The 25432-nt window shown below is 63.1% G+C and carries 16 protein-coding genes and 1 pseudogene; 7 read left to right on the plus strand and 10 right to left on the minus strand.

All coding sequences use genetic code 11. The features are described 5' to 3' along the window. Positions 1-58: 58 nt before the first annotated feature. From treY to EEQ99_RS03585, 3 genes are all read right to left on the minus strand, one after another. Positions 59-2668 carry a malto-oligosyltrehalose synthase gene (gene treY, locus EEQ99_RS03575; protein ID WP_063475946.1) on the minus strand — a complete coding sequence of 870 codons (2610 nt, stop codon included), beginning with the start codon at positions 2666-2668 and terminating at the stop codon, positions 59-61. A gap of 103 nt (positions 2669-2771) precedes the next feature. Next, a complete protein-coding gene (gene pbpC, locus EEQ99_RS03580; protein WP_029868149.1) occupies positions 2772-4853 on the minus strand; it encodes a penicillin-binding protein 1C in 2082 nt (693 codons plus the stop codon). Continuing rightward, a complete protein-coding gene (locus tag EEQ99_RS03585; RefSeq protein ID WP_127430021.1) occupies positions 4853-10321 on the minus strand; it encodes an alpha-2-macroglobulin family protein in 5469 nt (1822 codons plus the stop codon). Before EEQ99_RS03585 ends, pbpC begins: the two co-directional genes overlap by 1 nt. A 198-nt stretch (positions 10322-10519) precedes the next feature. On the opposite strand from EEQ99_RS03585, the gene msrA reads away from it, so the two are divergent. After that, on the plus strand, positions 10520-11224 hold the full coding sequence (gene msrA / locus EEQ99_RS03590) for a peptide-methionine (S)-S-oxide reductase MsrA (RefSeq protein ID WP_028756287.1): 705 nt from the start codon (positions 10520-10522) through the stop codon (positions 11222-11224). Between the two features lie 18 nt (positions 11225-11242). Here msrA and EEQ99_RS03595 read toward each other — a convergent pair whose 3' ends face one another. Beyond that, positions 11243-11782 (minus strand): L,D-transpeptidase family protein, encoded by a 540-nt coding sequence (locus EEQ99_RS03595; RefSeq protein WP_028756286.1) that lies wholly within the window; start codon positions 11780-11782, stop codon positions 11243-11245. Between the two features lie 280 nt (positions 11783-12062). On the opposite strand from EEQ99_RS03595, the gene EEQ99_RS03600 reads away from it, so the two are divergent. Then, positions 12063-12503, plus strand: a complete 441-nt coding sequence (locus tag EEQ99_RS03600; RefSeq protein WP_028756285.1) for a response regulator — start codon at positions 12063-12065, stop codon at positions 12501-12503. Between the two features lie 29 nt (positions 12504-12532). On the opposite strand, the gene EEQ99_RS03605 is transcribed toward EEQ99_RS03600, so the two are convergent. Continuing rightward, positions 12533-13273 (minus strand): TetR/AcrR family transcriptional regulator, encoded by a 741-nt coding sequence (locus EEQ99_RS03605; RefSeq protein WP_028756284.1) that lies wholly within the window; start codon positions 13271-13273, stop codon positions 12533-12535. A gap of 272 nt (positions 13274-13545) precedes the next feature. Here EEQ99_RS03605 and EEQ99_RS03610 point away from each other — a divergent pair, with 272 nt between their 5' ends. Together EEQ99_RS03610 and EEQ99_RS03615 are read left to right on the plus strand one after the other, a co-directional pair. Then, entirely contained in the window at positions 13546-14745 is a 1200-nt protein-coding gene (locus EEQ99_RS03610; protein ID WP_028756283.1) for a multidrug effflux MFS transporter, read from the plus strand. A gap of 141 nt (positions 14746-14886) precedes the next feature. Continuing rightward, positions 14887-16179, plus strand: coding sequence for an MFS transporter (locus tag EEQ99_RS03615; protein ID WP_097595617.1), 1293 nt, complete (start codon positions 14887-14889; stop codon positions 16177-16179). Positions 16180-16186: 7 nt separating this feature from the next. Here the strand turns inward: EEQ99_RS03615 and EEQ99_RS03620 are convergent, their stop codons facing one another. Together EEQ99_RS03620 and EEQ99_RS03625 are read right to left on the minus strand one after the other, a co-directional pair. Further along, positions 16187-17224 carry a LacI family DNA-binding transcriptional regulator gene (locus tag EEQ99_RS03620; RefSeq protein WP_127430022.1) on the minus strand — a complete coding sequence of 346 codons (1038 nt, stop codon included), beginning with the start codon at positions 17222-17224 and terminating at the stop codon, positions 16187-16189. A gap of 123 nt (positions 17225-17347) precedes the next feature. Beyond that, positions 17348-18332, minus strand: a pseudogene (locus EEQ99_RS03625) (LacI family DNA-binding transcriptional regulator). Here EEQ99_RS03625 and EEQ99_RS35055 point away from each other — a divergent pair. After that, the gene (locus EEQ99_RS35055; protein WP_244604771.1) at positions 18259-18450 is read left to right on the plus strand and encodes a hypothetical protein; all 192 of its coding nucleotides are present in this window, start codon (positions 18259-18261) and stop codon (positions 18448-18450) included. The pseudogene EEQ99_RS03625 and the gene EEQ99_RS35055 overlap by 74 nt on opposite strands. Positions 18451-18533: 83 nt before the next feature. Here EEQ99_RS35055 and EEQ99_RS03630 read toward each other — a convergent pair whose 3' ends face one another. The 3 genes from EEQ99_RS03630 to EEQ99_RS03640 all read right to left on the minus strand — a co-directional run bounded on the left by EEQ99_RS03630 (position 18534) and on the right by EEQ99_RS03640 (position 22908). Next, positions 18534-18851: a hypothetical protein gene (locus tag EEQ99_RS03630; protein ID WP_097543513.1), complete on the minus strand. Its 318-nt coding sequence runs from the start codon at positions 18849-18851 to the stop codon at positions 18534-18536. Positions 18852-18957: 106 nt separating this feature from the next. Beyond that, the gene (locus tag EEQ99_RS03635) at positions 18958-20856 is read right to left on the minus strand and encodes an ABC transporter ATP-binding protein (protein ID WP_097543512.1); all 1899 of its coding nucleotides are present in this window, start codon (positions 20854-20856) and stop codon (positions 18958-18960) included. Between the two features lie 90 nt (positions 20857-20946). Further along, complete coding sequence (locus tag EEQ99_RS03640) at positions 20947-22908, minus strand: ABC transporter ATP-binding protein (protein WP_028756177.1); 1962 nt, start codon at positions 22906-22908, stop codon at positions 20947-20949. 124 nt (positions 22909-23032) lie between these two features. On the opposite strand from EEQ99_RS03640, the gene EEQ99_RS03645 reads away from it, so the two are divergent. Both EEQ99_RS03645 and EEQ99_RS03650 read left to right on the plus strand, forming a co-directional pair. Continuing rightward, a complete protein-coding gene (locus EEQ99_RS03645) occupies positions 23033-23650 on the plus strand; it encodes a flavodoxin family protein (protein ID WP_028756178.1) in 618 nt (205 codons plus the stop codon). Positions 23651-23962: 312 nt separating this feature from the next. Continuing rightward, the gene (locus EEQ99_RS03650; protein WP_028756179.1) at positions 23963-25369 is read left to right on the plus strand and encodes an FAD/NAD(P)-binding protein; all 1407 of its coding nucleotides are present in this window, start codon (positions 23963-23965) and stop codon (positions 25367-25369) included. Positions 25370-25432 lie beyond the last annotated feature (63 nt).

Below are 25432 nucleotides of genomic sequence, written 5' to 3' on the forward strand. Positions count from 1 at the left end.
GCAACTGGAAGGTCAAGCACTATTTTGACGAATGTCCGATGCGTTGGCGCTGGATACCTCAGAGTGGGGTGATCAGCCCGACCGGCTGGCTCCCGAGCAGGGCGGCGACCGAGATGCTGCCCCCGGGCTCGATCGTCTTTCCGGTCACCAGATCCGCCTTCAGCCCGTGAAGCGGGGAGGGGACGGCGATCGCCGTATCCTCCCAAAATTCCGGGCCGGCAAAGAGCACGCCAGGGTCGAGCCAGCCGAACATCAGCCGCGGCGCGGCGACGATCGCGAAATCACTCTTATGCACCCGGGCAAAGGCGAGCACATGATCGCGGCGGTTGCCCGTCACCTTCAGCGGCAGATAGTCGCCTCTGGCAAAGAGGTCCACATACCGTTGGCGCAGCTGCAGGCCGATCGCGACGATGCGCTGTTTCAGCGCCGCCGCCTGCAGCTTGGCGATCGGCCCGGCTTCATCAAGCCAGGCCGCCAGCCGTTCATGATCGACCGGCCGGCGGTTGTCGGGATCGACGAGGCTGAAATCGAAACCCTCCGCACCCTGGTAGATATCGGGAATGCCGGGGGCTGTCAGCTTGAGCAGCGTCTGCGACAGGCTGTTGAGGTAACCCGCCGCTATGAAGGGCTGTAGCACCCTTTCGAAATCTTCGAGGAAGGCGTCATTCTCAGGCGCAACCAGCGCCGTGGCATAGGTCGTCACCGCCTCCTCGTAAACGGCATTCTGTTCCGTCCAATCGCCGCGCAGTTTCGCCTCGCGCACGGCTTTGACCGCGTAGTCGGCGAGGCGTTCGCGCAGTTCTTCCGTCCGTCCTCTGTCGAAGTCTTCCGGCCAGATGCCGGCCAGCGCCTGATAGAGCATCCATTCGACATTCGGCTCCGGCGCAACGCCATCCGCCAGTTCCTGCAGCCACGGCCGGTTCATGTCGCGCCAACGCTCCACCGCCTGGGCAAAGACATCCGCGCCCTCGCTCAGCGCGTAAAGCCTGGCGCGCGCATCCTCACCGCGTTTGGTGTCGTGGGTGGCGCTCGCCGAAAGCCCATGCGGCTGCAGCCGCGCCCGCTCGGCCATGCGACGGTGGAATTCCTCCATGCCGCCGGGCGCCTTGCCCGGTTCGCCGCCCACTTCGTTTGCGGCAAGCAGCCTGTTGTAGCGATAGAACAGCGTATCCTCTGTCGCCTTCGCCATCACTGGCCCGCTCAATTGCTGGAAGCGGATCCGGAACGCATGGGCCGCATCACCTTCGATCTTGCCTTCGAGAAGCTTCAGCACATGGTCGCAGGCACTGCGATCATCGAGCTTTGGCAAAACCTGCGACGCGGTCCCGGCAAGGACCGCTGCATCCTGCCAGGAAAGCGGGCCTCCGTCGCCATAGGTGCGGTAGACGGGAAAGGCGATCAGCAGTTCGCAGAGCGCGGTGGCGATCTCGTCTCTTTTCAGCTCGGGAAAGATGCCTGCCGCGATCGACACCAGCCTGTCGGTCTCGCCGGCGAAATTGCGTTCGACCATCAGTCGCTTGGCAATCTGCCGGCTCTCTTCGAGATTGCCGGTCTCGCCGGCGAGGCTGCGATAGGCGCCGTCCAATATGCGCAGACCGCTGCTCTCGATGAACAGCTCGCTGAGCGCGGCGATGAACTCATATCCCGTGGTGCCGGCGACCGGCCAGTTCTCCGGCAGGACCTCACCGGGTCCGAGGATCTTTTCGACGACGATATAGGTGTCTGGTCCCACCGCCTCCCGCAACCTGTCGAGATAGGCCTTGGGTTCGGCCAGCCCGTCGACATGGTCGATGCGCAGGCCTTGCACCTTGCCATGGCGCACCAGTTCGATCACCAGCCGGTGCACGTCCTCGAACACCGCGGGATCTTCGACGCGGGTTCCGACCAGGCCGGTCACCTCGAAAAAACGGCGATAGCTCAGATGCCGTGCCGCGTCCTTCCAGTGGGTCAGCCGCCAATGCTGTCCCTCAAGCAGGTTTCTCAGGAAATCGAGATCGGCCGAGACCTCTTCGAGCTTTTGCTGGAGGATGGCCCGATCGCCGCCTTCGAAGAGGATATCGCGCATCGTGCGGTTGAAATCCTCGCCGGAGGTCTCGGCCGCAGCCTCCGCCATTCGGGTGGCGACCGGATCGTCGAGCCGGTTTGCGAGGGCGCCGTAACTCGTGGGGTTCAGCGGCAACAGCGTCTCGAAGTAACCGAGCGCGAAATTGCCATGCGTTTCGTCGAGCGCGATGCGCAGCTCGCCGCCAGCCAGAGCGCGATCGAAATCCTGACCGAGCTGTGGCAGGGTCAGCGGCTCGCTCCAGTCGATGTCGAAGTGGCTGGCATAAGCGCTCTGCCGGCCGAATGCCAATACGTCGCGCCACCAGCCGTTTTCCGGCGAGGCCGCCATGTGGTTCGGGACGATGTCGAGGATCAGTCCCATGCCGGCGGCGGCGAGACTTTCCGTCAGCCGCTCGAATCCGGCCCGGCCGCCAAGCGTCGGGTCGATTTCGTTGGCGTCTGTCACGTCATAGCCGTGGGTCGAGCCGCTGACGGCGGTAAAGATCGGCGAGGTATAGAGGTGGCTGATGCCAAGCGTCTTGAGATAGGGGACGAGGTCGCAGGCGCGATCGAAAGTCATGCCGTTGCGGAATTGGATCCGGTAGGTCGCGGTCGGAAGTGTCATGAGGCCGTCTGACGTTGGAGGGAGACCCTCTCCAACGGTTGTGCCCGGGTTTTTGTTCCCTTACAGCGCCGCGCGTCTTTTCAGACGCGCAAAGCACGATGCGTTAGTCGATGAAGACGCCCACGCTTGCGGCCCTCCCGGCCGAGTCGATGACGGTCAGTTTCGAGTAGCCGCCGCCATCGGGCAGCCATTGCTGGGTGCGCCGACGCGAGAGGTCGGGCAGCGGCTTGCCGTTGGCAAGCCAGCGGAACGGGGCGCGGCCGCCCTGCAGCTTCAGCATCAGGGGTGACAGGTTGCCTGCTCCAGCGCCGAGATCCACATGCGCGCCCTCGGGCGGATAGATGATCTGAGGTGCTGCCTCGCGACCGGAGGCGACGAGCAGGCCATTGGCATTCAGCGCAAAACGGCGCTGGCTGATCGGCAGCTCAGACTGGGCGATGCGCACGGCGCCGGCCGGCGGGCGGGGCAGCGGCGTCGTTGCGATGCCGGACTTGGCGAAGCCCTCGAATAGGATGGGTGCTGCGGTGCCATAGCCGGTCAATCCCGGCACGGCGCTATTGTCGGGCCGTCCGACCCAGACGCCGAGCACATAGCGCCCGTCATAGCCGACCGACCAGGCGTCGCGATAGCCATAGCTCGTGCCGGTCTTGTAGGCGATGCCGCGCTGCGGCGCGCCGGCGGGCGGAATGACGCCGGAGAGAATATCGGCGACGTTCCAGACCGCGACCGGCTCCAGCAGCGGTTCGCCGTTGAGTTTGCCCGGTGCGCCGGTGACACCGTCGCCGAGCCTTGCCGGCTGGCCGCGATTGGCGAGCGCCGTATAGAGCTGCACCAGATCCTTCAAGGTGATGCCGACGCCGCCAAGACCGATCGCCAGCCCCGGCGTCTCATTCGGCGGCAGGACCGGGCGCACCTCGGCGCGGCGGAAGCGTACCATCAGCCGCGACGGCCCGACCGCATCGAGCAGCTTGACCGCCGGCACGTTCAGCGAAAGCTGCAGCGCCTCGCGCACGGTGACGTCGCCCTGATAGCTCATGTCGAAATTGCGCGGCCGGTAGCCGAAGAAATCGGCGGGCCGGTCTTCGATGATCGTTTCCTGGGACACCAAGCCCTGTTCGAAGGCGAGCCCATAGATGAAGGGCTTCAGCGTCGAGCCCGGCGAGCGGTTGACGCGGGTCATGTCGATCCAGCCGGAGCGGCTGGCGTCGAAATAATCGGCCGAGCCGACCTCGCCGACGATCGCGCCGGTTTGCGCATCAGCCATCACCATAGCGAGCGACAGCTTCGGCCCGAGCTTCATGGCCGCTGCCCGCGCAACCGATTCCAGCCCCTGCTGCACCTGCTTCTTCAAGGTCGTCTGATGCTTGAGGACATCAGGCTCCTTGCGCAGCGCGGCTTCCGCGACATGGGCGGCAAGTGCGGGCAATTGCATGCGCCGCGATGGGACCGCGACACCCTCGGCACGCTCCGCTTCGCCATCGCCCACGGCTTCCGCCACCGCCACACGGTCAAGCACACGCTTGCGCGCAGCCTCGGCTGCCTTGAGATTGCGGTCCGGCCGGCGCCGTTCCGGCAATTGCGGCAGGGCGACGAGCAAAGCCGCCTCTGCGACCGTGAGGCGGCGCGGTTCCTTGCCGAAATAGGCAAGGCTTGCGGCGCGCACGCCTTCCAGATTGCCGCCATAAGGCGCATGCGTCAGGTAGAGATCGAGGATCTGTTCTTTCGACAGCCGCCGCTCGATCTGCACGGCGCGCACCAACTGCAGCAGCTTTGCCGAAAGCGAACGCCCTTCGCGCGGCTCGATCAGCCGCGCTACCTGCATCGACAGGGTCGAGGCGCCGGAAACGATGCGGCCATTGCCGACCAATTGCATGGCGGCACGCCCGAGCGCCCAGGGATCGACGCCGCCGTGATCATAAAAACGCTGGTCCTCATAGGCGATCAGCATGCGCAGGAATTGCGGATCGACGTCGGAGACCGCCGTCTTCAGCCGCCAGCGGCCTTCCGAGGTCGCGAAGGCGCGCAGCAATTGCCCGTCGGCATCCAGCACCTCGGCGGAGACGGCATTCGCCCTGTCCAATGGCGGCGGATAGGCCTTGTCGGCAGCGTCGAGCGCAAAGAGAACCGCGCCGGCAAGAACGATGCCGGCCGCGGATCCGATCGCGATCTTGTGCCACCGCTTCATTATTGCGCTGCCACGACCTCCATCTTGCCGGTCGCCGTGCGGGCCGAAAGCTCCGGCCGGTACATGTCCTCGACGCTTGCCGCCGGATGGTCGTAGGTGCCGGGGGTAACGGCGCGCACGACATAGGCGACGTTGAATTCGCGATTGTCGCCTGCTGCGCGGTTGAAGGCGGCAACGAAGCGGTCATAGCGGAATTCGGTATGGGCGGCCGAGATCTCGCCGATCCAATCGAAATTCGTCATCTGGGCACTGTCGACGAGATTCGGATTGTCGATCTCGAAACCGGCGGGCAGGAGATCGGTGATGACGATGCGCGACGGCCAGTCATTGGTTTCGCGCACATGGATGACGACGACGTAGCGTTCGTTCTGCTTCGCCTCGCTGACATTCGCCTCTTCGCCGTCGAGCGTGTAGTAGCTGCGCTCGATGATGAAGCCGTCGCCACCGGCCGGCAGCGGCATTGTGGGGGCGGCAACGGTGGTGACTGCAGCCGAAACCGTGTCGTTCGTCTGGTTGGTCAGCGTCAGCGGATGGTCGGCGAGCGCATCGCCGGTCATGCGGGCCATGTAGGCGCCGGTATGCGGCGCGCCATTGACATCGACCTTCAGTCCATCGTCACCGCCCTGGATGGCGCGCGCGGCAAGCAGCATCCAGGTTTCTTCCTGCGTGCTCTTATATTTGCTGCGCCCCCATTCCTTGCCGACGGCCTTGGCGAGTTCCGGGATGACAGGCGGCACCGGCCGGCTTTCGGCGGCAAGCGCCAGGATCGCGGCACCATCGCGCAGGATCGTGCCGTAGTCGGTGCGCGACAGGTTCACGCGCGACACCATCGATTGCTCCGACATCTGCAGCGCGTCGAGGAAGATATTCTTCGAACGCTGCGCATCACCATAGAGGGCCAGTGCCGCAGCGATATGCGCCTTGGCGAGCGGCGTCGGGAAGTCGTTGATCATCGTATCGGCATAGTAGCGCAGATCGCTGATCGCGGCCTTCTTGTTGCGGGCAAGGACGTAGATGGCATAGGCGATCTGATCGCCCTGGCCCTTGATGTCGGTGGTGTAGGACAGCGTGTTCTGCAGGTTTTCCAGCGCCTGCACGAAGGCCCTTTCCGGCACGTCATATTTCATTTCGCGGGCCCGCGTCAGGAAATCGGTGACGTAGGAATCGAGCCAGACGTCGCCCGAATCCGGTCCCCAGAGGCCGAAGCTACCGGCCGAGGCCTGGTAGGAGAGCACGCGGTAGATCGCGTCCTGCACGCGCTGGTGCACGTCCTCGTCATTTGCCATGCCGGCCTGCTTTGCCACTTCGGCGAGGTAGAGCAGCGGCAGCGCCCGGCTGGTGGTCTGCTCGGCGCAGCCGAAGGGATAGCGGTCGAGCGTCATCAGCAAGGCCGGGATATCGAAGGCGGCCGAACGTGTGACGTTGACGCTGATCGAGGCGCCGGGCAGCACGCTATCGGCCAGCAGGTTCTTGTCGACGGTGAGCTTTGCTCCCGGCTTCAGCGCCAGCACCCGCCGTTCGGTGATCGGCAGCGATGCAGGGCGCACCGGCACGTCGACGGTCTGGTCGAGCGACAGGCCGGAAGCATCGGAAAGGTTGATCGAGATGCTGCCGGCGCCTGGCTGTTTGCCGACGAGCGAAAGCGTCAATTCGGATTTCGCTCCGGCCTCGAGGCGGATCGTCTGCGCGGCGGAAGCCTGTTCGATGCCGACGGCATCATTGCCGGTCAGCTGCAGCTTGTAGTCGCCGGCCGACGCGTCGGTGTTGGCGATGTCGAGGCGCAGATTGGCCTTGTCGCCGGGGGCGAGGAATTTCGGCAGGCTTGCGGTCACCACGACAGGGTCGCGGATGATGACATCCTTGACGCCGTGGCCGACACCTGATTTCGACCAGGCGACCGCCATGACGCGCGCCGTGCCGTTGAATTGCGGAATGTCGAAGGAGACATGGGCCTTGCCTTCGGCGTCGAGCTTCACCGGCCCGGAGAAGAAGGCGACGAGCTTCTGCGTCGGCGGGCTTGCCTGCAGCGCCACGGCGCCGCCGTCACCACCGGTCCTGAGCTTGCCGGTCGCACCGAGCGAGCCGTCGATCAGCCGGCCATAGAGGTCGCGGATTTCAAGGCCGAGTTGGCGCTGGCCGAAATACCAGTCTTCCGGGTTCGGCGGTTCGTAGCGCGTCAGGTTGAGAATGCCGACATCGACGGCGGCAACCGTCACATAGGCGTCCTCGTTGGCGCCGGCGCCCGCCACCTGCAGGCCGATATCGAGCGGCCCGCGCGGCAGCATTTTTTCGGGTGTTGCGAGCGTTACCTGCAACGCACGCTGTTCGGGATCGACCTTCAGCCATTTGATGCCGATCGAGCGCATCGGCATATGGCTGTCTTGGGCATCGCCGGGACGGAAGAGCGTGGCTGTAACATAAGCGCCGGCACCCCAGTCCGCTGTCACAGGGATGTCGACCTCGCCGCCGGTCTCACCGATCGCAGCGTTCTGCACGGCGACCAGCTTTTCGGTGCCGGCTGTCACCATCAACTCGCCGCCGTAACGCGAGGTGACTTTCAGCCTGGCGGTCTCGCCGATCTTGTAGCTGTCCTTGTCGAGGGCGATTTCCAGCCCGTCGGGCGTTTCGGTCGAGGTCGAGGTGACGAACCAGCCGGCGTCGAATTCGACGCTGGAGGTCGGGCCGTCGGCATCCGGGCTTTCCACTTCGAGACGATATCGGCCCCAGGTCACCGGAACGGAAATCTTGCCGCCATCCATCGTCGCGTCGACGCTGCCGTTGGAAACCTGCTCGGCGGTGTAGACCGGCTCGTATTTCCACGCCGTTCCCTCGCGATACCATTGGTATTCGCGATTGAGGCTGTAGAATTTCCAGCGCAGGCTCTTCGCCTCCTGCTTCTGCCCGGCGGCATTGACGCCGATCACCGTGAAGTTGGCGATCGAGTTCTCGGGCAGGTCGCCGGAAAATTCCGGCTTGATGCCGATAGACGCCCGCTCGTTCTTCACCGGAATGGTCAGAGAGCGCTCGATGGCGCGGCCGCCCGCTTCCTGCATGCGTATGTAGACAGTGGCGTTGAGCAGCTGCGTCGTGGCCGGCAGGTCGCTGATGGTGAGATCCGTCGAGGCTTCGCCGTTCTCGTCGAGTTCCGGCAGGCCATCGATCGGCAGGCGCGAATCCTCGCTCGCCTCTTCGTCGGCGAGGCCGAACAGAAAGCCCTTAAAGGCAGCACTCTCACGCGTCGGCTTGACGACGACATCGCCTTCGAGCGTCAGCCCGGCGGCCGGGGCGCCGTAGAGATATTTGCCCGAAACGGTGATCGTCGCCGGCGTGTCCGGACCGACTTCCTTGGCCTCGGTCTTGATCTCCATGTCGGTGCGATCGGGGACGAAATCGTCGACCAGGAAACTCTTGCTGGCGATCGCGCTGCCCTTGGGATCGGTATAGATGTTCATCGTCCAGGTGCCGCGCATGGCGGTTTCCTGGGTCGGGAAATCGATGGAATAACCGCCGAGATTGCTGGTCTGGCTGACGATCCGCCGGTCTTCGACGCCATCGGGGCGGCTGAAGATGAAGGTGAGCGGCAGGTTCTCGATGGCGTTGCCATCGGTGTCGCGGGCGAGCGCCTGGGCATGCACCGTTTCGCCGGCGCGGTAGATACCGCGTTCGGTGAAGGTCAGCACGTCGATCGCGCCGGGGGCGGCGCGGCCCGTCACGCCGCGGTCGGAAAGGTCGAAGCCGGCGCGTGTCATGTCGAGGAAGACGTAGTCCGAGGTCCCGTTCCTGGCGGCGATGACGGCGGGTGTGAGCGCCGCCGTGCCGCGGATCAGGCCGGCGGTGAAGGTGGCGCGGCCGTTTTCGTCGGTCGTCGCGGTGCCGAGCACTTCATTGTTCTTGGCGAGAAGCTGCAGTTCGACGCCTGCGATCGGCTTGGCCGAGGCGAGCGAACGGGTGAAGACGTTGAGCCCGTCGGTGCCGGCATAGGTGGTGACGCCGATATCGGAGACCAGGAACCATTGGGTCGCCTGTGAATCCCACTCCTGCGCCGGGCCGTTCGGGCCCGATGCCGTCAGCACGTAGATGCCGGGCTTGCGCTCGGGCAGCGCCTCGTCGACCGGGAAGCTGGTGACGATGTCCTTGTTGAGCTCGTTGGCGATGTCGATCGAGCCCTGCCAGACGAGTTCGCCATTCTGGTCCTGAATGTTCTGGGCGCTGTAGCCGTCGAGCTGAGCCAGGAATTGCGAATTGGTCAAGAGCGGCGCAATGGCGCGATCGCCGATGCGGTAGAGTTTGAGATTGGCCGAGTTCAGGTTGACCGAGACGAGCGGGATGCCGCGGCGCGCCGTCGAGGGCAGCACGAAGCTGTCGCCGGTGAAACGCACCATCTGGCTACGGTCCTTGATATAGACGTCGATGCTGACGGGTGCTTCGAGCGCCTCGTCGACGGAGGACGGCAGGCCGGTGCGGAAAGCGATCTTGTAGGTCTCGCCATGCGTCAGCCCCTCGACGCAGATCTGCTTGTCCTTGGTTTCCAGCGCCTTGGGAGCTGCCCCGTTCAGCGTCACGAAGGGCGTGTAGTCGGTGGTCTTGACCAGCGCCTCGGAGAAGGTGACGCAGGCGCGCGGCGTGGCGCTGTCGGCATCGACCGTGTGTTCGGTGATGCGGAAGCCCTGCGTCGATTTCAGCTGCAGGTAGGCGGTCTGAACATCGTCGGAGGCAACCAGCGCCAGGCTCGCCTTGTAGGCGTCGAGCGCCGGGCGGTAATTGGCGTTGCGGTCCAGGGCGTCAGCGAGGACGGCGAGCGCCTCGGCGCGCTTGGCCTTGGTGCGCGTCAGCTCGTAGCCGTTCAGCGCGTCGAGCACGGCCTGGCCGGATGTGTTGGTCTCGGCGTTGCCGAGCGAAGCGGCGGCGCGGGCGGTTTCGAGCCAGAGATCGGCGTCGTCAGGGGTGATCGACAGCGCGCCATGGAAGGACTTCAGCGCCTCGGCCAGATTGTTGGCGGTGAGGTCGATGCGGGCATTGGCCGTCAGGCTGTCGACGCCCTGGCCCTGCTGGTCGTCGGCAAGCGCCAGATTGTCCTTGAAGTCATGGGCCTGCTGGATGAGGTCGTTGGTTAGGAATGTCAGGCGCGGCGCGGCGCCGATTTCGGGCTCCTGCTTGCCTGATGTTTCGACGATCTTGCCGGCGATCGCGCCGGGGAAAGCATTCATCGTCTTGAAATCGGATTTCAGGAAACACCATTTCACCTTGGGATTGTAGGTGAAGGCCTTGCAGCTCTTGTCGCCGATGCAGGAGGTCTTGCACTGATCGAGCGAGACATTCTGCTCGGTGCGAAGATCGAAGCCGAAGAAATCGGCGTCCTTGATCGTCTGGATGTCGCGCTTGGTGTCCGCAGCGACGGCGGGAAGGCTGACGGCGATCGTGGAAAAAAATGCGATTGTCGCGAATGCAAAGAACGAGCGCACGGACATAGGTTCCCCCCGGAAATGCAGGCTCTGATCGGCGGCACTCTCCTCACTCCTCGCGGGATTGTCAACTCAAGTTGAGCGCTGTTTCATGTTCGCACAGGGGCTTTCGTCCAGCTGTCACATCGGCGTGAGTGACCGGCTTGTGATTTGCGGGTTTTGCAAGGATGCGCAAGAATTTGGGCTGTCGCAGGAGGTAGCGCAATGCCCACGTCTTCCCATCGCAGGCGCCTTGCCGCGTTCCTCGCCGCCGCCGTCGTCTCGCTCAGTGCGTGTGGCGTAGCCGCGGCCGAGGAGGCGGTTGTCATCCCGCCGCCAGCCATTGACCAGGCGGCCGGATCCGGCACCGAGACGGCCATTTTCGCCGGCGGCTGTTTCTGGGGCGTCCAGGGCGTCTTCCAGCATGTGAAGGGCGTTAAGAGCGCCGTCTCCGGCTATGCCGGCGGCGATGCCAAAACGGCGCAATATGAAACCGTGAGCACCGGCGCGACGGGTCACGCCGAATCCGTTCAGGTCAAGTTCGATCCGAATCAGGTGAGTTATGGCAAGTTGCTACAGATCTTCTTCTCGGTGGCGCACAACCCGACGCAGCTGAATTTCCAGGGTCCGGATCGGGGAACGCAATACCGCTCGGCGCTGTTCGTCTCCGATCCCGAGCAGCGCAAGGTCGCCGAGGGCTATATCGAGCAGCTCGACAAGGCGCATGTCTTCGCCCAGCCGATCGTCACCAAGGTGTCCGACGCCATCGGCTTCTATCCCGCCGAAGCCTATCATCAGGATTTCCTGACGCTCAATCCGACCTATCCCTATATCGTCTATAACGACCTGCCGAAAATCGAGAACCTCAAGTCGCTGTTTCCCGCCGACTATCGCAGCCAGCCGGTCCTCGTCCTGAAGGCCAAGGGCTGAAAAGGCCGTGGCAACAGTTCAGGGCATAATCTCGATGGGTGTATGGTCGGGTACGCGAGCCCAGATTTCGCGCATCTCCGCGTTGGTGACCGCAATGCACCCATCCGTCCAATCCCACAGTTGATGGATGTTTCCGAACAGGCCCCAGCCATTGGGAAGGCCGTGGATCATGATCGCGCCACCGGGAGGGAAGCCGCCGGATTGAGCGTTGCGCTGGTCATCAGGATTTGGATAGGAAATGTGCAGGCTGAGATGCGCCATGGAATTGGGATTTCGCCAGTCTATCTCATACCGTCCTTCGGGTGTTTTCTCGTCACCTTCTCGCTGCTTGGGACCCTCGTCGGCAGCCCACCCAAGAGAAATCCGGTATGTCGAGAGGGCGGCATCGCCTCTGAGAAGGACCATGCGGCGTTCGGATTTATAAACGCGAATGAGGTCAGCCCGTTGCTCGAAAGGCGCATCCGCAGGCGGCGAGCCTGAACCGACCCCGGCCATCAATTTGGTGTAAGCGAACAAGCCGATGATCACGGCGGCCAGAACGATAAATGTGTTTCTCAATATGATTCTCGTTTGAGGTAACGCAAGGGTTATACCGTCTTATCGCGCCTTCAGCCATAAGATGTAGCCTCGAGCTTAAGCGCGATCCGGCTCCGCCTTTTTCTCCATCTCCTTGTTATTAAGAATTTATCAACGTTAACAATGCCTTAAATATGGCAAATCGCGTTCCACCGCGGAACATATCTTCGAGTTGCCCGTTACCGCCATGAGTTTCGCTTGAAGGACAGGCTGGCGGAGCGGATCCCTCTTTCGAAGTATAGGCGTAACAAGGGGACGTATCATGGCCACCAATGTCGTGCGGCGCTGGCAACGAGATGATCTGATGAAACAGAGAGTATTGATCGTCGAAGATGAATTCCTGATTGCGCTCGATCTCGAGGCGACGGTGGAAGGCATGGGGATGCAGGTCGCCGGCCTTGCCAATGATTGCGAACAGGCGTTACGGCTGGCGCCGCTTGCCGATATCGCTTTCGTCGACGTCAATCTCGCCGACGGCCCGACCGGGCCTGAGATCGGCCGGCGGCTGGCGCAAGAGCACGGCATCGCGGTCGTCTTCATGACCGGCAATCCAGAAATCGTCGCCGATGGGGTCAAGGGTGCGGTCGGCGTGGTCCAGAAGCCGGTCATGCCTTCGGTTGTCGAACAGCTGGTGAAATATCTCGCCGCGCGCCGCGTCGGCATGTTCGCGGTCGTGCCTTCGCAGATGACGGTCTTTGCCTGATCAGAGGGCCCCGATCAGAGGAGGCCTGATCAGCCTGAGATGGCTGCGAGTTGCGGCTGCTGGCCGGCCTTTTCGGCCACCGGCCTGCCATAGGCCTTGAGAAAAGTACGGACGGCGTTGCGCGCCGCCTTTTCCAGCTCTTCATCGGTGGGTGTGGCGCCGAGAAGGATCATCATTTGCAGGTCGGCATTGCCGAGTGCGACGAACTGCCGGGCGGCGACGTCGAAATCGTCGATGACGAGCGTTCCCTTGTGGGCAAGCCGCGCGAACAGTGCGGAAAGGGCAGTGATCAGCTTGCCCGGCCCCTGCTGGCGCCAGCTTTCGAAGAGGTGCGGATACCGCTCGCCTTCGGTCTGCACCAGCTTCCGCAAGAATTTTCCATCGTGGTTGCAGATGCAGTTCTTATTGAGGCGCACGGCGAAAGCCGTCAGTTCACCCTCAAGATCGTCGGCGTTGTCCGGGAAAGATGACAGCACCGAGAAGAGCATGGCGTTGGCGCGGTTCATGACGTCTTCGACGACGGCGACGAACAGCGTTTCCTTCTCGCGATAGTGATTGTAGATCGTTTGGCGGGATACGCAGGCGACTGCGGCGATCTCGTCGATGCTGGCGCCGGCAAAACCCTGGCGGCAGAAGACGTCGGCGGCGGCATCGAGGATCGACATGCGCTTGGCGCATTGGCCGCGCTGCGTATGCCCCCCCATCCGGGCTGCCGGTGTCATGCGATCTTTCATGAGAGCGAAGATAAGACGTCTTGACGTTTTAGACAATGGCGTCTAATTTTACATCCGTGTCCAAATTTGTTGACACTCTTGGTTTGCCGCTGGAGATATGAGCTCCCAACTTCGTCTTCGCGCGAACGATCATCATTGAACCCTAGCGCATCGGCCCGAAAATCGGTTCGATTTTCGGAAAGCACGATGCGTAAATTCAAAGATTAGAGCGTCCCTTGTGCGTCCGAGAGGACGCATGGCGCTCTAAGAGCAAAGTCGCGGAGCGACGATCCGGTAGCTCCGCTGCGCTTTTAAGAAAGATCACCATTATGACGGCTTCCTTCTTTCGCATTGCCCTCATTCTCGGCCTTTTGTCGGCCATCGGGCCTTTCGCCATCGACATGTATCTGCCTGCGCTGCCCTCCATCGGCCAGGACCTGCATGCCGATAACAACGTCACTCAGCTCACCCTTCTCGCCTTCTTCATCTCCTTTGCGCTCGCCCAGCTCGTCTACGGTCCGCTGTCGGATATGTGGGGTCGCAAGCTGCCGCTCTATCTCGGCATCGGCCTCTTCGCCATCGCTTCGATCGGCTGTGCGCTGGCCACCGATATCGAAACGCTGATCGCCTTCCGTTTCGTTCAGGGTATCGGCGGTGCCGCCGGCATGGTCATTCCGCGCGCCATCGTCCGCGACATGCATACCGGCGTCCAGGCCGCGCGCCTGATGTCGCTGCTGATGCTGGTCTTCTCGATCTCGCCGATCCTGGCGCCGCTGACGGGCAGCGCCGTCATCGAATTCTATGGCTGGCGTGGCGTGTTCTGGGCCGTGACGATCGCCGCCTTCATCGGCCTTGTCCTGCTCGCCACCCAGCTCGAGGAAACCCGTTCGGCCAGCGAGCGCAGCGGCAGCGGTCTGAAGAGCGCCATGGCCGCCTATCGCCTGCTGCTCACCGACCGCAACTTCCTGACGCTGACCTTCATCGGCGGCCTCGGCATTTCGAGCTTCCTCGTCTATCTCGCCAACTCGCCCTTCGTGCTGATCCAGCATTACGGGCTGACGCCGACGCAATACAGTTTCGCTTTCTCGATCAACGCCGTGTCCTTCTTCGCGGTATCGCAGGCGACGGGCTGGCTCGGCGAGCGGTTCGGCCTCGTGCGCGTCATGCGGATTGCAGTCAGCGCCTTTGCCCTTGCCATGGTCGTCATGGCGGTGGTGATGGCCGCCGGCTTCAACCAGCTGCCTGTGATGGCGACCTTCCTGTTCATCGGCTACGGTTTCCTCGGCTTAGTCATTCCGACGAGCGCGGTGCTCGCCCTCGAGGATCACGGCGAGATCGCCGGCACGGCCTCGTCGCTGATGGGCACGCTGCATTTCGTCATCGCCGCCGTCGCCATGGTCATATCGAGCGTCTTCTTCGACGGCACCGCCGTTCCGATGGCCGCCGGTATCGCGCTCTGCGCCTTCTCGGCCTTAGTGCTGACCCAGGCAACGATCGGCCGCCGCTCCGCCGTTGCCGCGGCCGAATGATCGACGACAGGCCGCACCCGGTCTCCCGGGTGCGGCCACATGACTGGTCGCACTTGCGTGAGAAAATGCAACGCGCAATTGATTATCATCTGACCGCTCTATCTACGCCGTGACGAAGCACTGTCATTTCGGAGGATACGCATGGTCGACGAGAAGCGGCTGATCTCGAAAATCACCTGGAAGCTGATGCCCTTTCTCGGCATCCTCTATCTCATCGCCTATATCGACCGGCAGAATGTCAGTTTCGCCAAGCTGCAGATGGTCGATGCACTTGATATGAGCGAATATGCCTATGGCCTCGGCGCTTCGCTGTTCTTCATCGGTTATTTCCTCTTCGAGGTGCCGAGCAATCTCTTCCTCGACCGGCTCGGCGCCCGCGTCTGGTTTGCGCGCATCCTGGTCTCCTGGGGCCTCGTCACCGTCGCGCTCGCCTTCACGCAGAACGCAACGATGTTCTATATCCTGCGCTTCCTGCTCGGTGTGTGCGAAGCCGGTTTCTTTCCCGGCGTCCTCTATCTGCTGACGCTCTGGTTTCCCTCGGCCTATCGCGGCAGGATGGTCGGGCTGTTCATGATCTTCAGCGCGATCGCCAATGCGGTCGGCGCGCCGCTCGGCGGTATGCTGCTCGATCTCGACGGTCTCTACGGCTTTGCCGGCTGGGAGTGGGTCTTCCTCGCGACGGGCGTTCCGGCCGTCATCGCCGGCATCGTCACCTTCTTCTATCTTCCCGGCCGGCCCGAAAGCGCAAGCTTCCTCAGCGGTGAGGAGAAGGCCTGGCTCGAACGCAGGCTTGCCTCGGAAAATGCCGGCATGGGCGAAAATGCCTCAAACGGCTTCAAGGCGCTCATCGACCCGCGCGTGCTGCTGATGGCGCTCTGCTATATCGCCTTTCCGCTTTCGGCCTATGGGCTCAGCTATTGGCTGCCGACCATCGTCCAGGCCTTCGGCGTCAGCAACACGGTGAACGGTTTCCTCAACATCATTCCCTGGGTGCTGGTTGCAGTCGCGCTTTATGCCGTTCCCGCCATGGCCGACAAGGCGCCATCGAAGACGCCCTATATTGTCATTCCCGCTTTCATCGGCGCTGCCTGCCTGCTGCTCTCGGCGCTGATCCCGAACCACGCTTTGCAATTCGCCTTCCTCTGCGTCGCCGCTGCCGGCATCTTCGCACCCCAGCCTGTCTTCTGGAGCCTGCCCTCCCGTTTCCTCAAGGGGGCGGGTGCTGCAGCGGGCCTTGCCGCCATCAATTCGGTCGGAAATCTCGGCGGCTTCGTCGCCCAGAACGTCGTGCCCTGGATCAAGGAAGCAAGCGGCAGCACGATCGCGCCGATGTTCTTCCTGGCCGCCTGCCTGGCTGCCGGCGCCCTGCTGGTCTTCGTCGTCACGCATCAGCTGTCGCAACGGGAGCATGCGGCGGCGGCGAGCCGGGTCTGAGAGAGGTTCAGATCGTCAGGGTGAAAGCGTCGCTTTCACCCGGAACGAGTTCCAGCGGCCAGATCCGGTTGCGGGCGCCCTGCGGATAATGATCGGCATAGGCCGGCATGGTGGCGAGCAGGGTTTCGCCAAGCTGGGCGCCGAGATCGCGCAGCGACATGCGGAAGGAGGTCAGCGACGGCTGCAGGAAATGCGTGCGCGGCTCCTCGCGGAAACCGACGACGGCGAGGTCGCGGCCGGGCACGATGCCGGCCTCGGCCAGCCGCCGGTAAAGCCCGATCGCCATCAGCTCGTGGATCAGGATGATCGCGGTCGGCCGCTCTTTGATCATCAGCAATTCGTGGCCAGCCTGATAGCCGCCCTGTTCGCTCGACTTGACGCGGATGACGAGAGCCGGATCGAAGGCAATGCCGTGCCGTTGCAGTGCCTGGCGGTAACTGTCGAGGAAGATGTAGCCGAGATTGATGTCGGAGGAGGGGGCGGCTACCGCGATCCGCCGGTGGCCTTTCGCGACCAGCCGGTCGACGCCGCGCGCCGCCACGCCCTCGAAATCGAGATCCATCCAGGTATAGCTGCCGCCGGACGCGCTGCGGCCGAGCGCCACGAAGGGGATGCGGGCCTTTTCCAGAAGCTCGATGCGCCGGTCGGTGCGTCGCGTCGCCGAGATGATCAGCGCATCGACGAGGCGGCGCGCCACCATGCGCTTCAGATATTCGTGCGGATCCTCGTCATCGGGGCAGGGCAGCATGACGAGATCGAGCTTGTGACGGGAAAAGACGCTCTGCAGCCCGTCGGTGACGCCGAGGAAGAAGTCGTCGCTGTTTTCGACCGTCTCGCGGCTGACTTCGAGCATCAGCCCGATGACGTTGGTCATGCCCTGGCGAAGGCTGCGGCCCGACTGGTTGGCGACGTATCCGAGCTCCTTGGCGGCGGCAAGCACCCGTCGGCGCGTTTCGTCGTTGACGTCGGGCTTGCCGTTCAACGCACGGGATACGGTTCCGATCGAAATGTCGAGATGTTTGGCAAGCTGGCGAATTCCCTTCATCTCAGGCGATCTTCCTCCCTTACAGCGCCCAGCGTCATATAGGACGCACAAAGGACGCTGTAACACTTTGATCTACGTGTCTTCTTGCCACAGGATAGCGTCCGCGAAAAGCGGTTGGGGAGGTTAGGGTTCGAAGCTCTGGCGGATGATGAGTTCCGGAATGACGCGCTCGTACCCTGGAGGCGCATCGGGGTTTTCAAGCCGCCGCTCCATCAACTCGACGGCGCGCAATGCCATGGTCAGCGGATCCTGGCGGAAGGTGGTGAGCTGATAGCTCAGCCAGGCGGATTCCGGCACGTCGTCGAAGCCGATGACGGCGACATCCTCGGGGATGCGCAGCCGCGCTTCCAGGCGCACGACATCCATCAGCCCGAAGGCGAGCTGGTCGTTGACGCAGAAGACGGCGTCGGGCTTGATTTTTTCCGAAAAGAGCGCGCGCCCGGCAGTGACGCCGCCATCATAATCGGAATCGCCGCCGCGCCCGACGACGACGGATGCACCGAGCGACCCGGCCGCCAAAAGGAAGGCGTTTTCGCGCTCGATGATGGCAGGCGTTCCCGTGTTCGAGCCGATGACCGCCAGCCGCCGTCTGCCGCTTTCGTAAAAGGCCGTCGCCGCCTTGCGGGAGGCTTCGGAATTGCCGGCGCGCACATGGTCGGCGCCGGGTTCCGAGCGGCCGATCACGACGAGCGGCTGGCCGTTTCGCTGTGCGAGTTCGAAAAAACTCGCCGGCGGCGAGCCGGAGAGGATGATGATCGCTTCGGCGCGGTGGCCGATCAGCATCTTCTGGGCGGCGAGCAGCTCGTCTTCCGTCTGGCCAGTGTTGATGAGGATAGGGATGCTGCCGCGTTTGATCAGGCTTTTGGCCAGTGCTGCGGCGAGATGCGCGCGAAAGCCCAGCTCCGGCCGCGTGGCGACGATGCCGACGAGACGGCTCCGGTTGGCAAGCACGCCGCGCGCTGACGTGATAGCCGAGTTCTTGCGCTGCCCGCAGCACCTTTTCCCGCGTTGCCGGCGCCACGCTGGCGCCCGGCGTGAACGTGCGCGACACGGCCGAGCGCGAAACGCCTGCCAATTGCGCGACCTGCTCGGCGCTGACGAAGCGCATGCGTTCTTTCTTCGGCGCCTTGCCGCCGGTCACCGGACCATCATTCATCGGCTTTCAGCTATTGCTCGTCTCTTACAGCCGAATGACAAGAAGCGCATGGGCAGCCAGAATTTTTTAATGAAAATGCCGAGGCTGCAGGACGCAACCTCGGCGGATGGGCGAAAATAATCAGATGAACGCCCTCGGAGGCGTTCAGGTCCGCTACTCGCAGACCCGCACGGTTTCGGTATGATAGCCGCCGTCATAGCGGTTGCGGACGTCACGGTCCTCATACCAGCATCGCGGCGCGGGTTCGACATAGCGAGGGCCGTCGACATAGCGGGGACCGCCATCGACGTAACGCGGGCCGCTATTGGCGATCGCGCCGCCGATCAAGCCGCCGACGACACCTGCGGCAACGCCGCCGGCGATGACACGACCGGTGTCGTTGTGATGATGGCGATCACGCGCGGCAGCAGGCTGAATGGCCGATCCAACAAGGGCCGTGGCGATCAACAGGCTGCTTATAATTCTCTTCATAACGTTCTCCTCAGTGGCAACTGGGTCCCCCGATAGGAGATAAATGGGGCAGCACGGCGTTTGTTCGTTCAAACTTTGCAACAGGCATTAATGCATGCTGCCCGAGTCAGGTCGCCGATTGCGCCGCTGTCGTCTCTTCCAGCACGTCTTCGGGAATGTCGTCGAAGGAGGCGTAGTTGAGATTATAGAGCTTGGAATAGAGCTTGCCGTTCTTCATCAGCTGGCGGTGGTCGCCGTTTTCGATGATTTCGCCGTTCTGCAGCACGATGATGCGGTCCGCCTCGCGGATCGTCGCCAGCCGGTGGGCGATGACCAGGCCGGTGCGGTTTTCGAGCAGCTTCACCAGCGCCTTCTGGATCAGCATCTCGGTATAACTGTCGATATTGGCCGTTGCTTCGTCGAGCACGAGGATCTTCGCGTCCGCCACCAGGGCGCGGGCAAAGCTCAAAAGCTGGCGCTGACCGAGCGAAAGATTGCCGCCGCGCTCACCGAGAACGCTGTCGTAACCATCGGCCAGTCGCATGATGAAGTCGTGCGCGCCGACGGCCTTCGCCGCCTCGATCACCTCTCCACGCGTCGCCCCCAGCTTGTGGTAGCGGATGTTTTCGAAAACAGTGCCGGTGAAGAGGAAGGGCTCCTGCAGCACCATGGCGATCTGCGCCCCGAGCGAATCCTGGGTCAGATCACGCACATCATGGCCGCCGACCAGCACCTGGCCCTGCTGCACATCGTAAAAGCGATGGATCAGCGACATGCAGCTCGATTTGCCGGACCCGGTCGGCCCGACCAGCGCCACCGTCTCGCCGGGATTGACCTTGAAACTGACATGCTTGAGCACCGGATGTTTCGGATTGTAGCCGAAGACGACGTCCTTGAATTCGACCGAGCCGTCCATGTCGCGCGACAGCGCCGTGGCACCAGGCGCATCCTTGATGTCGACAGGCACGTCGAGCACTTCGGTCAGCCGCTGGCCTGACGCCATGGCGCGCTGCATCACCGAATATTGCAGGGTCAGCGAACGGATCGGGTCGAAGAAGCGCTGGATATAGAACAGGAAGGCGATGAGCACGCCGACATCGAGCGCCTGGTTGAGCACGCGGGCGCCGCCGACGACGATGACGAGCGCCATCGCCACGCCGGTCAAGCTGTCGACGATCGGCACCATCACCTGCGCATAACGCGCCGCTGTCAGATGCGTCTTGAGGTTGGCATGCGCCTTGTCGTCATAGAGCGTGAAGTTGACGCCCTGCCTGTCCATGCTCTGGACGGCGCGCACGCCGTGGATCGCTTCGGCGAGTGCGCCGGCAGCAACCGAATTGGTCTCGTGCGCGGCCATGAAAGATTTGCGGGCGAGCGGCAGCCAGAACAGCCGGACGATGAACAGCACCGGCAGCACCGAGAGCGTCAGCAGTCCCAGCTTGAAATCGAGATAGAGCATCACGAATACGATGCCGAAGAGCAGCACGATGTCGCCGACGGAAAGCACCGAGGTTTCGAGGAATTCCTGCATGGAGTTTACGTCGCCCTGCAGGCGCGACATCAGCCGGCCCACTTCGGTCTTGTCCATGAAGGAGAGCGAGACGCGCTGGAGATGCGAAAACATTGCCTTGCGGATATCGAAGAGCACCTCTTCCGCCACGCCGCCGACCAGCGTCTCCTGCGCGTAGCTCGCCGCATAGTTGATGACGATGGCAATAGTGAAGGCGGCAATCGACCAGGCCAACGCAGAATGGTTGCCGCCGGGCGACATGCCATGGTCGATGGCATAGCGGATGATCAGCGGGATGATGAGCTGCATCATCGTGAAGGTCAGAACGGCGACGACGGACCAGAGGACCTGACGGCGATAGGGGTGAACGAAAACCCAGATGCGCTTGACGATGTTGCCGTCGAAGGCCTTGCCGAACATCTCCTCCTCGACGCGATGCGAACCGACCACCGCCCGCGGCGGGCGGCGTCCATCCTCGCGAACGTCGGGACGCTCGGTTTCCAGTTCCTCGGCCATGACATTCCTCCCGCGGCCATCACTTCCGGTGGCCTGCATAGTCACTACACATTCCTCTCCACTTGGCAGCAGTGGGGAACGTCTCCGTTGCTAGGCACTCATCGCCTCGTCGCCCGGCCGCACCTGAAGGTCGTAGAGCGCCTTGTAGCGCCCGCCGAGCGAAAGCAGCGCCGCATGCGTGCCGCGCTCGACGATCCGGCCGTCTTCGACGAACAGGATCTGGTCGGCATGCATCAGCGAGCTCAGGCGGTGGGCAACGATGATCGTTACGCGGTCAGCGGCATAGCGGCGCATGGCACCGCGGATGCGCTGCTCGGTGGCCGCATCGATTGCCGCCGTCGAATCGTCGAACACCATCACCGCCGGTTTCAGCATCAGCGCGCGGGCGATCGAAAGACGTTGCCGCTGGCCGCCGGACAGCGAAACGCCACGCTCGCCGACGACGGTGCCGTAACCGGTGGGCAGGCCGAGCACGTAATTGTGGAGCTGGGCGCTTTCGCTGGCGCGCTCGATGCGGCCTTCCTTCGCCCACGGGTCGCCATAGGCGATATTGTTTTCGATCGTCGTGGTGAACAGGAAGGAATCCTGCTGCACGACGGCCACCGCCCGGCGCAGCGATTGCAGCGTCGCCTTGCGGATGTCCTGGCCGTCGATGGTGATCTTGCCGCCGGTGACGTCGTAGAAGCGCGGGATGAGATGGGCGATCGTCGACTTGCCGCTGCCCGGAGGCCCGACGATGCCGATCGTCTGGCCGCGCCTGGCTTCGAAGGAGACATCGTGGAGCACGGTGCGCTTTTCCGAACCCGGATAGGCGAAGCTGACATTCTCGAAGCGCAGCACGCCATCGGTGAGCTTCAATTCCTTCGCATCCGGCGCATCCTTGATTGATATGTCGAGGTCGAGCAGGGCAAAGAGGCGCGTGCCGCAGGTGGAGGCGCGGGCAAAGGCGTTGACCATCAGGCCGAGCTGGCGCACCGGCATCTGCAGGATGGTCATGAAAGTCAGGAACGAGGCCAGCGTGCCGACGGTGATCTCGCCCGACATCACCTTGCCGCCGCCGACCCAGAGCACCAGGCCCATCGCCGCGAAGAAGGAGAAGGTCATGGCGCTGGTATTGGTGACGCGGATGCCGACGCGCTGATGCGCGAGGGCCAGCGCATTCTTCGACGCCGCCTCGAATTTCGACATTTCGTGATCCTGTGCGGCAAAGGCGCGCACGACGCGGATGCCGCCAAGATTCTCCTCCATGATGCGGGTCAGCACCGACAGCCGCTCCTGCAGGTCGAGCCAGGTGGCGCGCAGCCTGAGCTGCGTCACCGAGGAGCGCCAGCCGACGAAGGGCACGAAGGAGAGCGCCAGCAGGCCAAGGACGATATCGGTCGACAGGAGCATATAGGCGCCGATTCCGATCAGGATCGACAGCAGGATCATCCGGACGAGCGCGGTGGAAAAATACATGCGCACGCCTTCGAGATCGAGCAGGCCGACGGTGATCAGGTCGCCGGAATGCACGGTGTCATGAAAGCTGAAGGAGAGCCGCTGGATCTTTTCGTAGCAGGCCAGCCGCAACTCGTAGCCGATGTGATGGCCGACCGATTCGCTGTAATAGTTCTGGACCATGGTGAAGAGGCCGCGCAGCACGCTGGCCCCGAGCAGCAGCAGCGCCGTGGTCAGAAGCGCGTCCTGCGCCACCTGGCCTGCCGCTCCGCCGGTCATCGCCATCTGCGTGTGGTCGACGGCCTGGCCGAGAAGGCGCGGGATCATCAGCTGGAAGGTGGAGGCGACGAGCGTGGCGCCGATCGCAAAGCCGGATTGCCAGGGGTGGCGGAAGGCCATCATGGTGATGCGCACCAATGTGTAGAGGCCTCGGCCCCAGCCTGCCGCAGTTGCAAGCGCCATCGAAGCCGAAGGCTTCGTCGCGCGTGTTAACGCATCGCTGCTCACGGTATTTTTTCCAATAGATGTGTGGTCGGACGCTGGCCCGAAAAGACGGCAAATCCATGAAGGGATTGATAGCATCTTCACTTTTGCCGATTCCATTTGGGGGTTCAAGTAAAGAATTCACCAGTTGGTTATTTTTACGTGAGGTCGCCTCGCCACCCCGGCGGGAACAATCTGCACGCGAACAGGTTGCAGCAGGCGAATGCCCGACAGCCAGCCTTTACCGGAGAGACCCATGCCGCTCAAAGCTCTCGCCCTCAATGCCACGCTTAAGACCAGCGACGCCAAGGAGGCGTCCTCGACCGACCGGATGATCGGCCTGATCGACAAGGCAATGTCCGCGCACGGTGGCGTGACCGAGGTGCTGCGCCTTGCCGATTTCAACATCAAGCCGGGCGTCACTTCGGACGAAGGCGCCGGCGATGACTGGCCTGATATTCGCGCAAAGCTGCTCTCCGCCGACATCCTGGTGATGGCGACGCCGATCTGGCTCGGCCAGCCATCCAGTGTCTGCAAGCGGGCGCTGGAGCGCATGGACGCCTTCCTCGATGAGACGGACGATCAGGGCCGTATGGTCTCCTATGGCCGGGTCGCGGCCGTCGCCGTCGTCGGCAACGAGGACGGCGCCCATCACGTGTCGGCCGAGCTCTTCCAGGCGCTGAACGACGTCGGTTTCACCATCCCCGCGAATGCGGTCGCCTATTGGGTCGGCGAGGCCATGAGTTCCACCAATTTCGTCGATCTCGACAAGGTGCCGAAGGTCGTGGCGACATCAGTCGAGATGCTGGCGCGCAACACGGTGCATCTGGCAAACCTGCTGAAGGCCAAACAATATCCGGGCGAGGGCAGCTGAAGAGGGGCGGCCCGGCCGGACTTTATCCGAAATATCTGTAAATTATCTTTATATTTCAATGGATTGAAACGATGTGGCAATAAAGCTCTTGCCACATGCGCCATTTAGCGCTTTCATACACTACTAGTTTAATAGACTATGGACGAGCGTGATTGCTCCCCTAGTTTCCTTGCGGGGCCGCTGGTTCGGACCGCCGATGCCGCGGCAGATGTTGCGAATGGCCGCATGAACCTCATCAACGCATGATCCGCTGTTTTATGCGTTGAAACCTCGATCGACCCATAGTGCGGATGAAGCCGCAAAGGAGTTGCGATGACGGTTCAGGGACTTTTTTCGGCGAGAGCCAATGCGGCGGCGCAGATTTCGGCCGTGCCGCGCATCGCCATCGTCGGGCGCGGCTTTTCCGGCATGATGACGGCGATCGCGCTGATGAAGACGGTGCGCGCGCCCTTCCATCTGCAGCTGTTTGATCCGAATTCGTCGGTCAGCGGCGGGCAGGCGCTGGCTTCAGCCCGCTCGTCGACGATCCTCAACACCCGCGTGCGCGATCTTTCGGTTTCGCTCGGCGATAATGACGATTTCAACGACTGGCTCTGCAGCAACGCCGCCTTCCGCGCCGCCGTGCCGGCGGCCATCCCCGGATTCCGGCAGATCTTCGTGCCGAAGGAAATTTTCAGCGATTATGTCTACCAGCGCTTTTCGGAGGCGCTGGCCGCCCGCAGGGACATCACCGTCCAGGTCTGCAACGATCCGGTCGTGGCGATCCGAAGGAGCCACGGCAACCGCTTCCTGCTAGAAAGCGCCAATCCCGCCAATCCGCTGTTCGATACCGTGATGCTTGCCACCGGCTACGGCCTGACTGCGCCGGATGCCGGCGAGCAGGAGGCTTCGCCGGTCAGAGCCCAGCGCCTGGTGGCGCGGCCGCATGCCGTGCTGCTCGGCAGCGGCATCCGCGTCGTCGACCAGCTGCTGCAGCTGCGCGATTCCGGTTATGCCGGCCAGGTGACGATCATTTCCCGGCACGGCTTTCTGCCCCAGAGCCATACGCCGAATTCCGCCGATCCGGTCTTCCCGGCCGAAGCGCTGCCGCAGAGCCTGCCTGACATCGTCCACTTCATCCGCCAGGCCTGTCGCGAGGCGGAGGAGGAGGGCCGGAGTTGGCAATCGGTGATGAACGGCCTCAGGAAACACGCCCGCTCGCTTTGGCGCTCGCTGCCGGCGCGGGACAAACATCAGTTCAACCGGCACCTCAGGGCGATCTACGACAGCCATCGCAACCGCCTGCCGGAGGCCATGCACCTGCGGCTGAAACGCGAGCTCGCCGAGGGTCGCACGGTGCTGCGCCGCGGCCGCGCTGGTCGCCGGGGCCTGAGCGGCCTGTTCTTCACGCCGGCCGGTTCCGCTGCCGAGGAAGTCATCCATGCCGAGCGCATCATTGACTGCCGCTGTCAGGCGCCGGATCTTTCCGCGCCGCTGATGCAGAGCCTGCTTTCGGCCGGCCTCGCCATGCCGGATGAGCTGTCGCTGGGGTTGGCGGTCAATGCGCGTGGCGAGCCCTTCCTCGAGGACGGTTCGACGGTCGCCGGGCTCTTTGCCGTCGGCCCGCTCGGCCTTGGCAGCCTGCCCGATATCGATCTCGTGCCGGAGATCGTCTCGCAGGCCTATGCGGCTGCCGAGCGCGTCGGTGAGCGGTTCTACCCGCAGGTCAAGGCCGTCTGAAATTCGAGGCTGTTTCGGAACCATCCGCCCGCCGCTGCGTTATAATGCGCTGGTGGTTAAGAG

Source organism: Rhizobium anhuiense, from assembly GCF_003985145.1.
GTDB lineage: Bacteria > Pseudomonadota > Alphaproteobacteria > Rhizobiales > Rhizobiaceae > Rhizobium > Rhizobium anhuiense.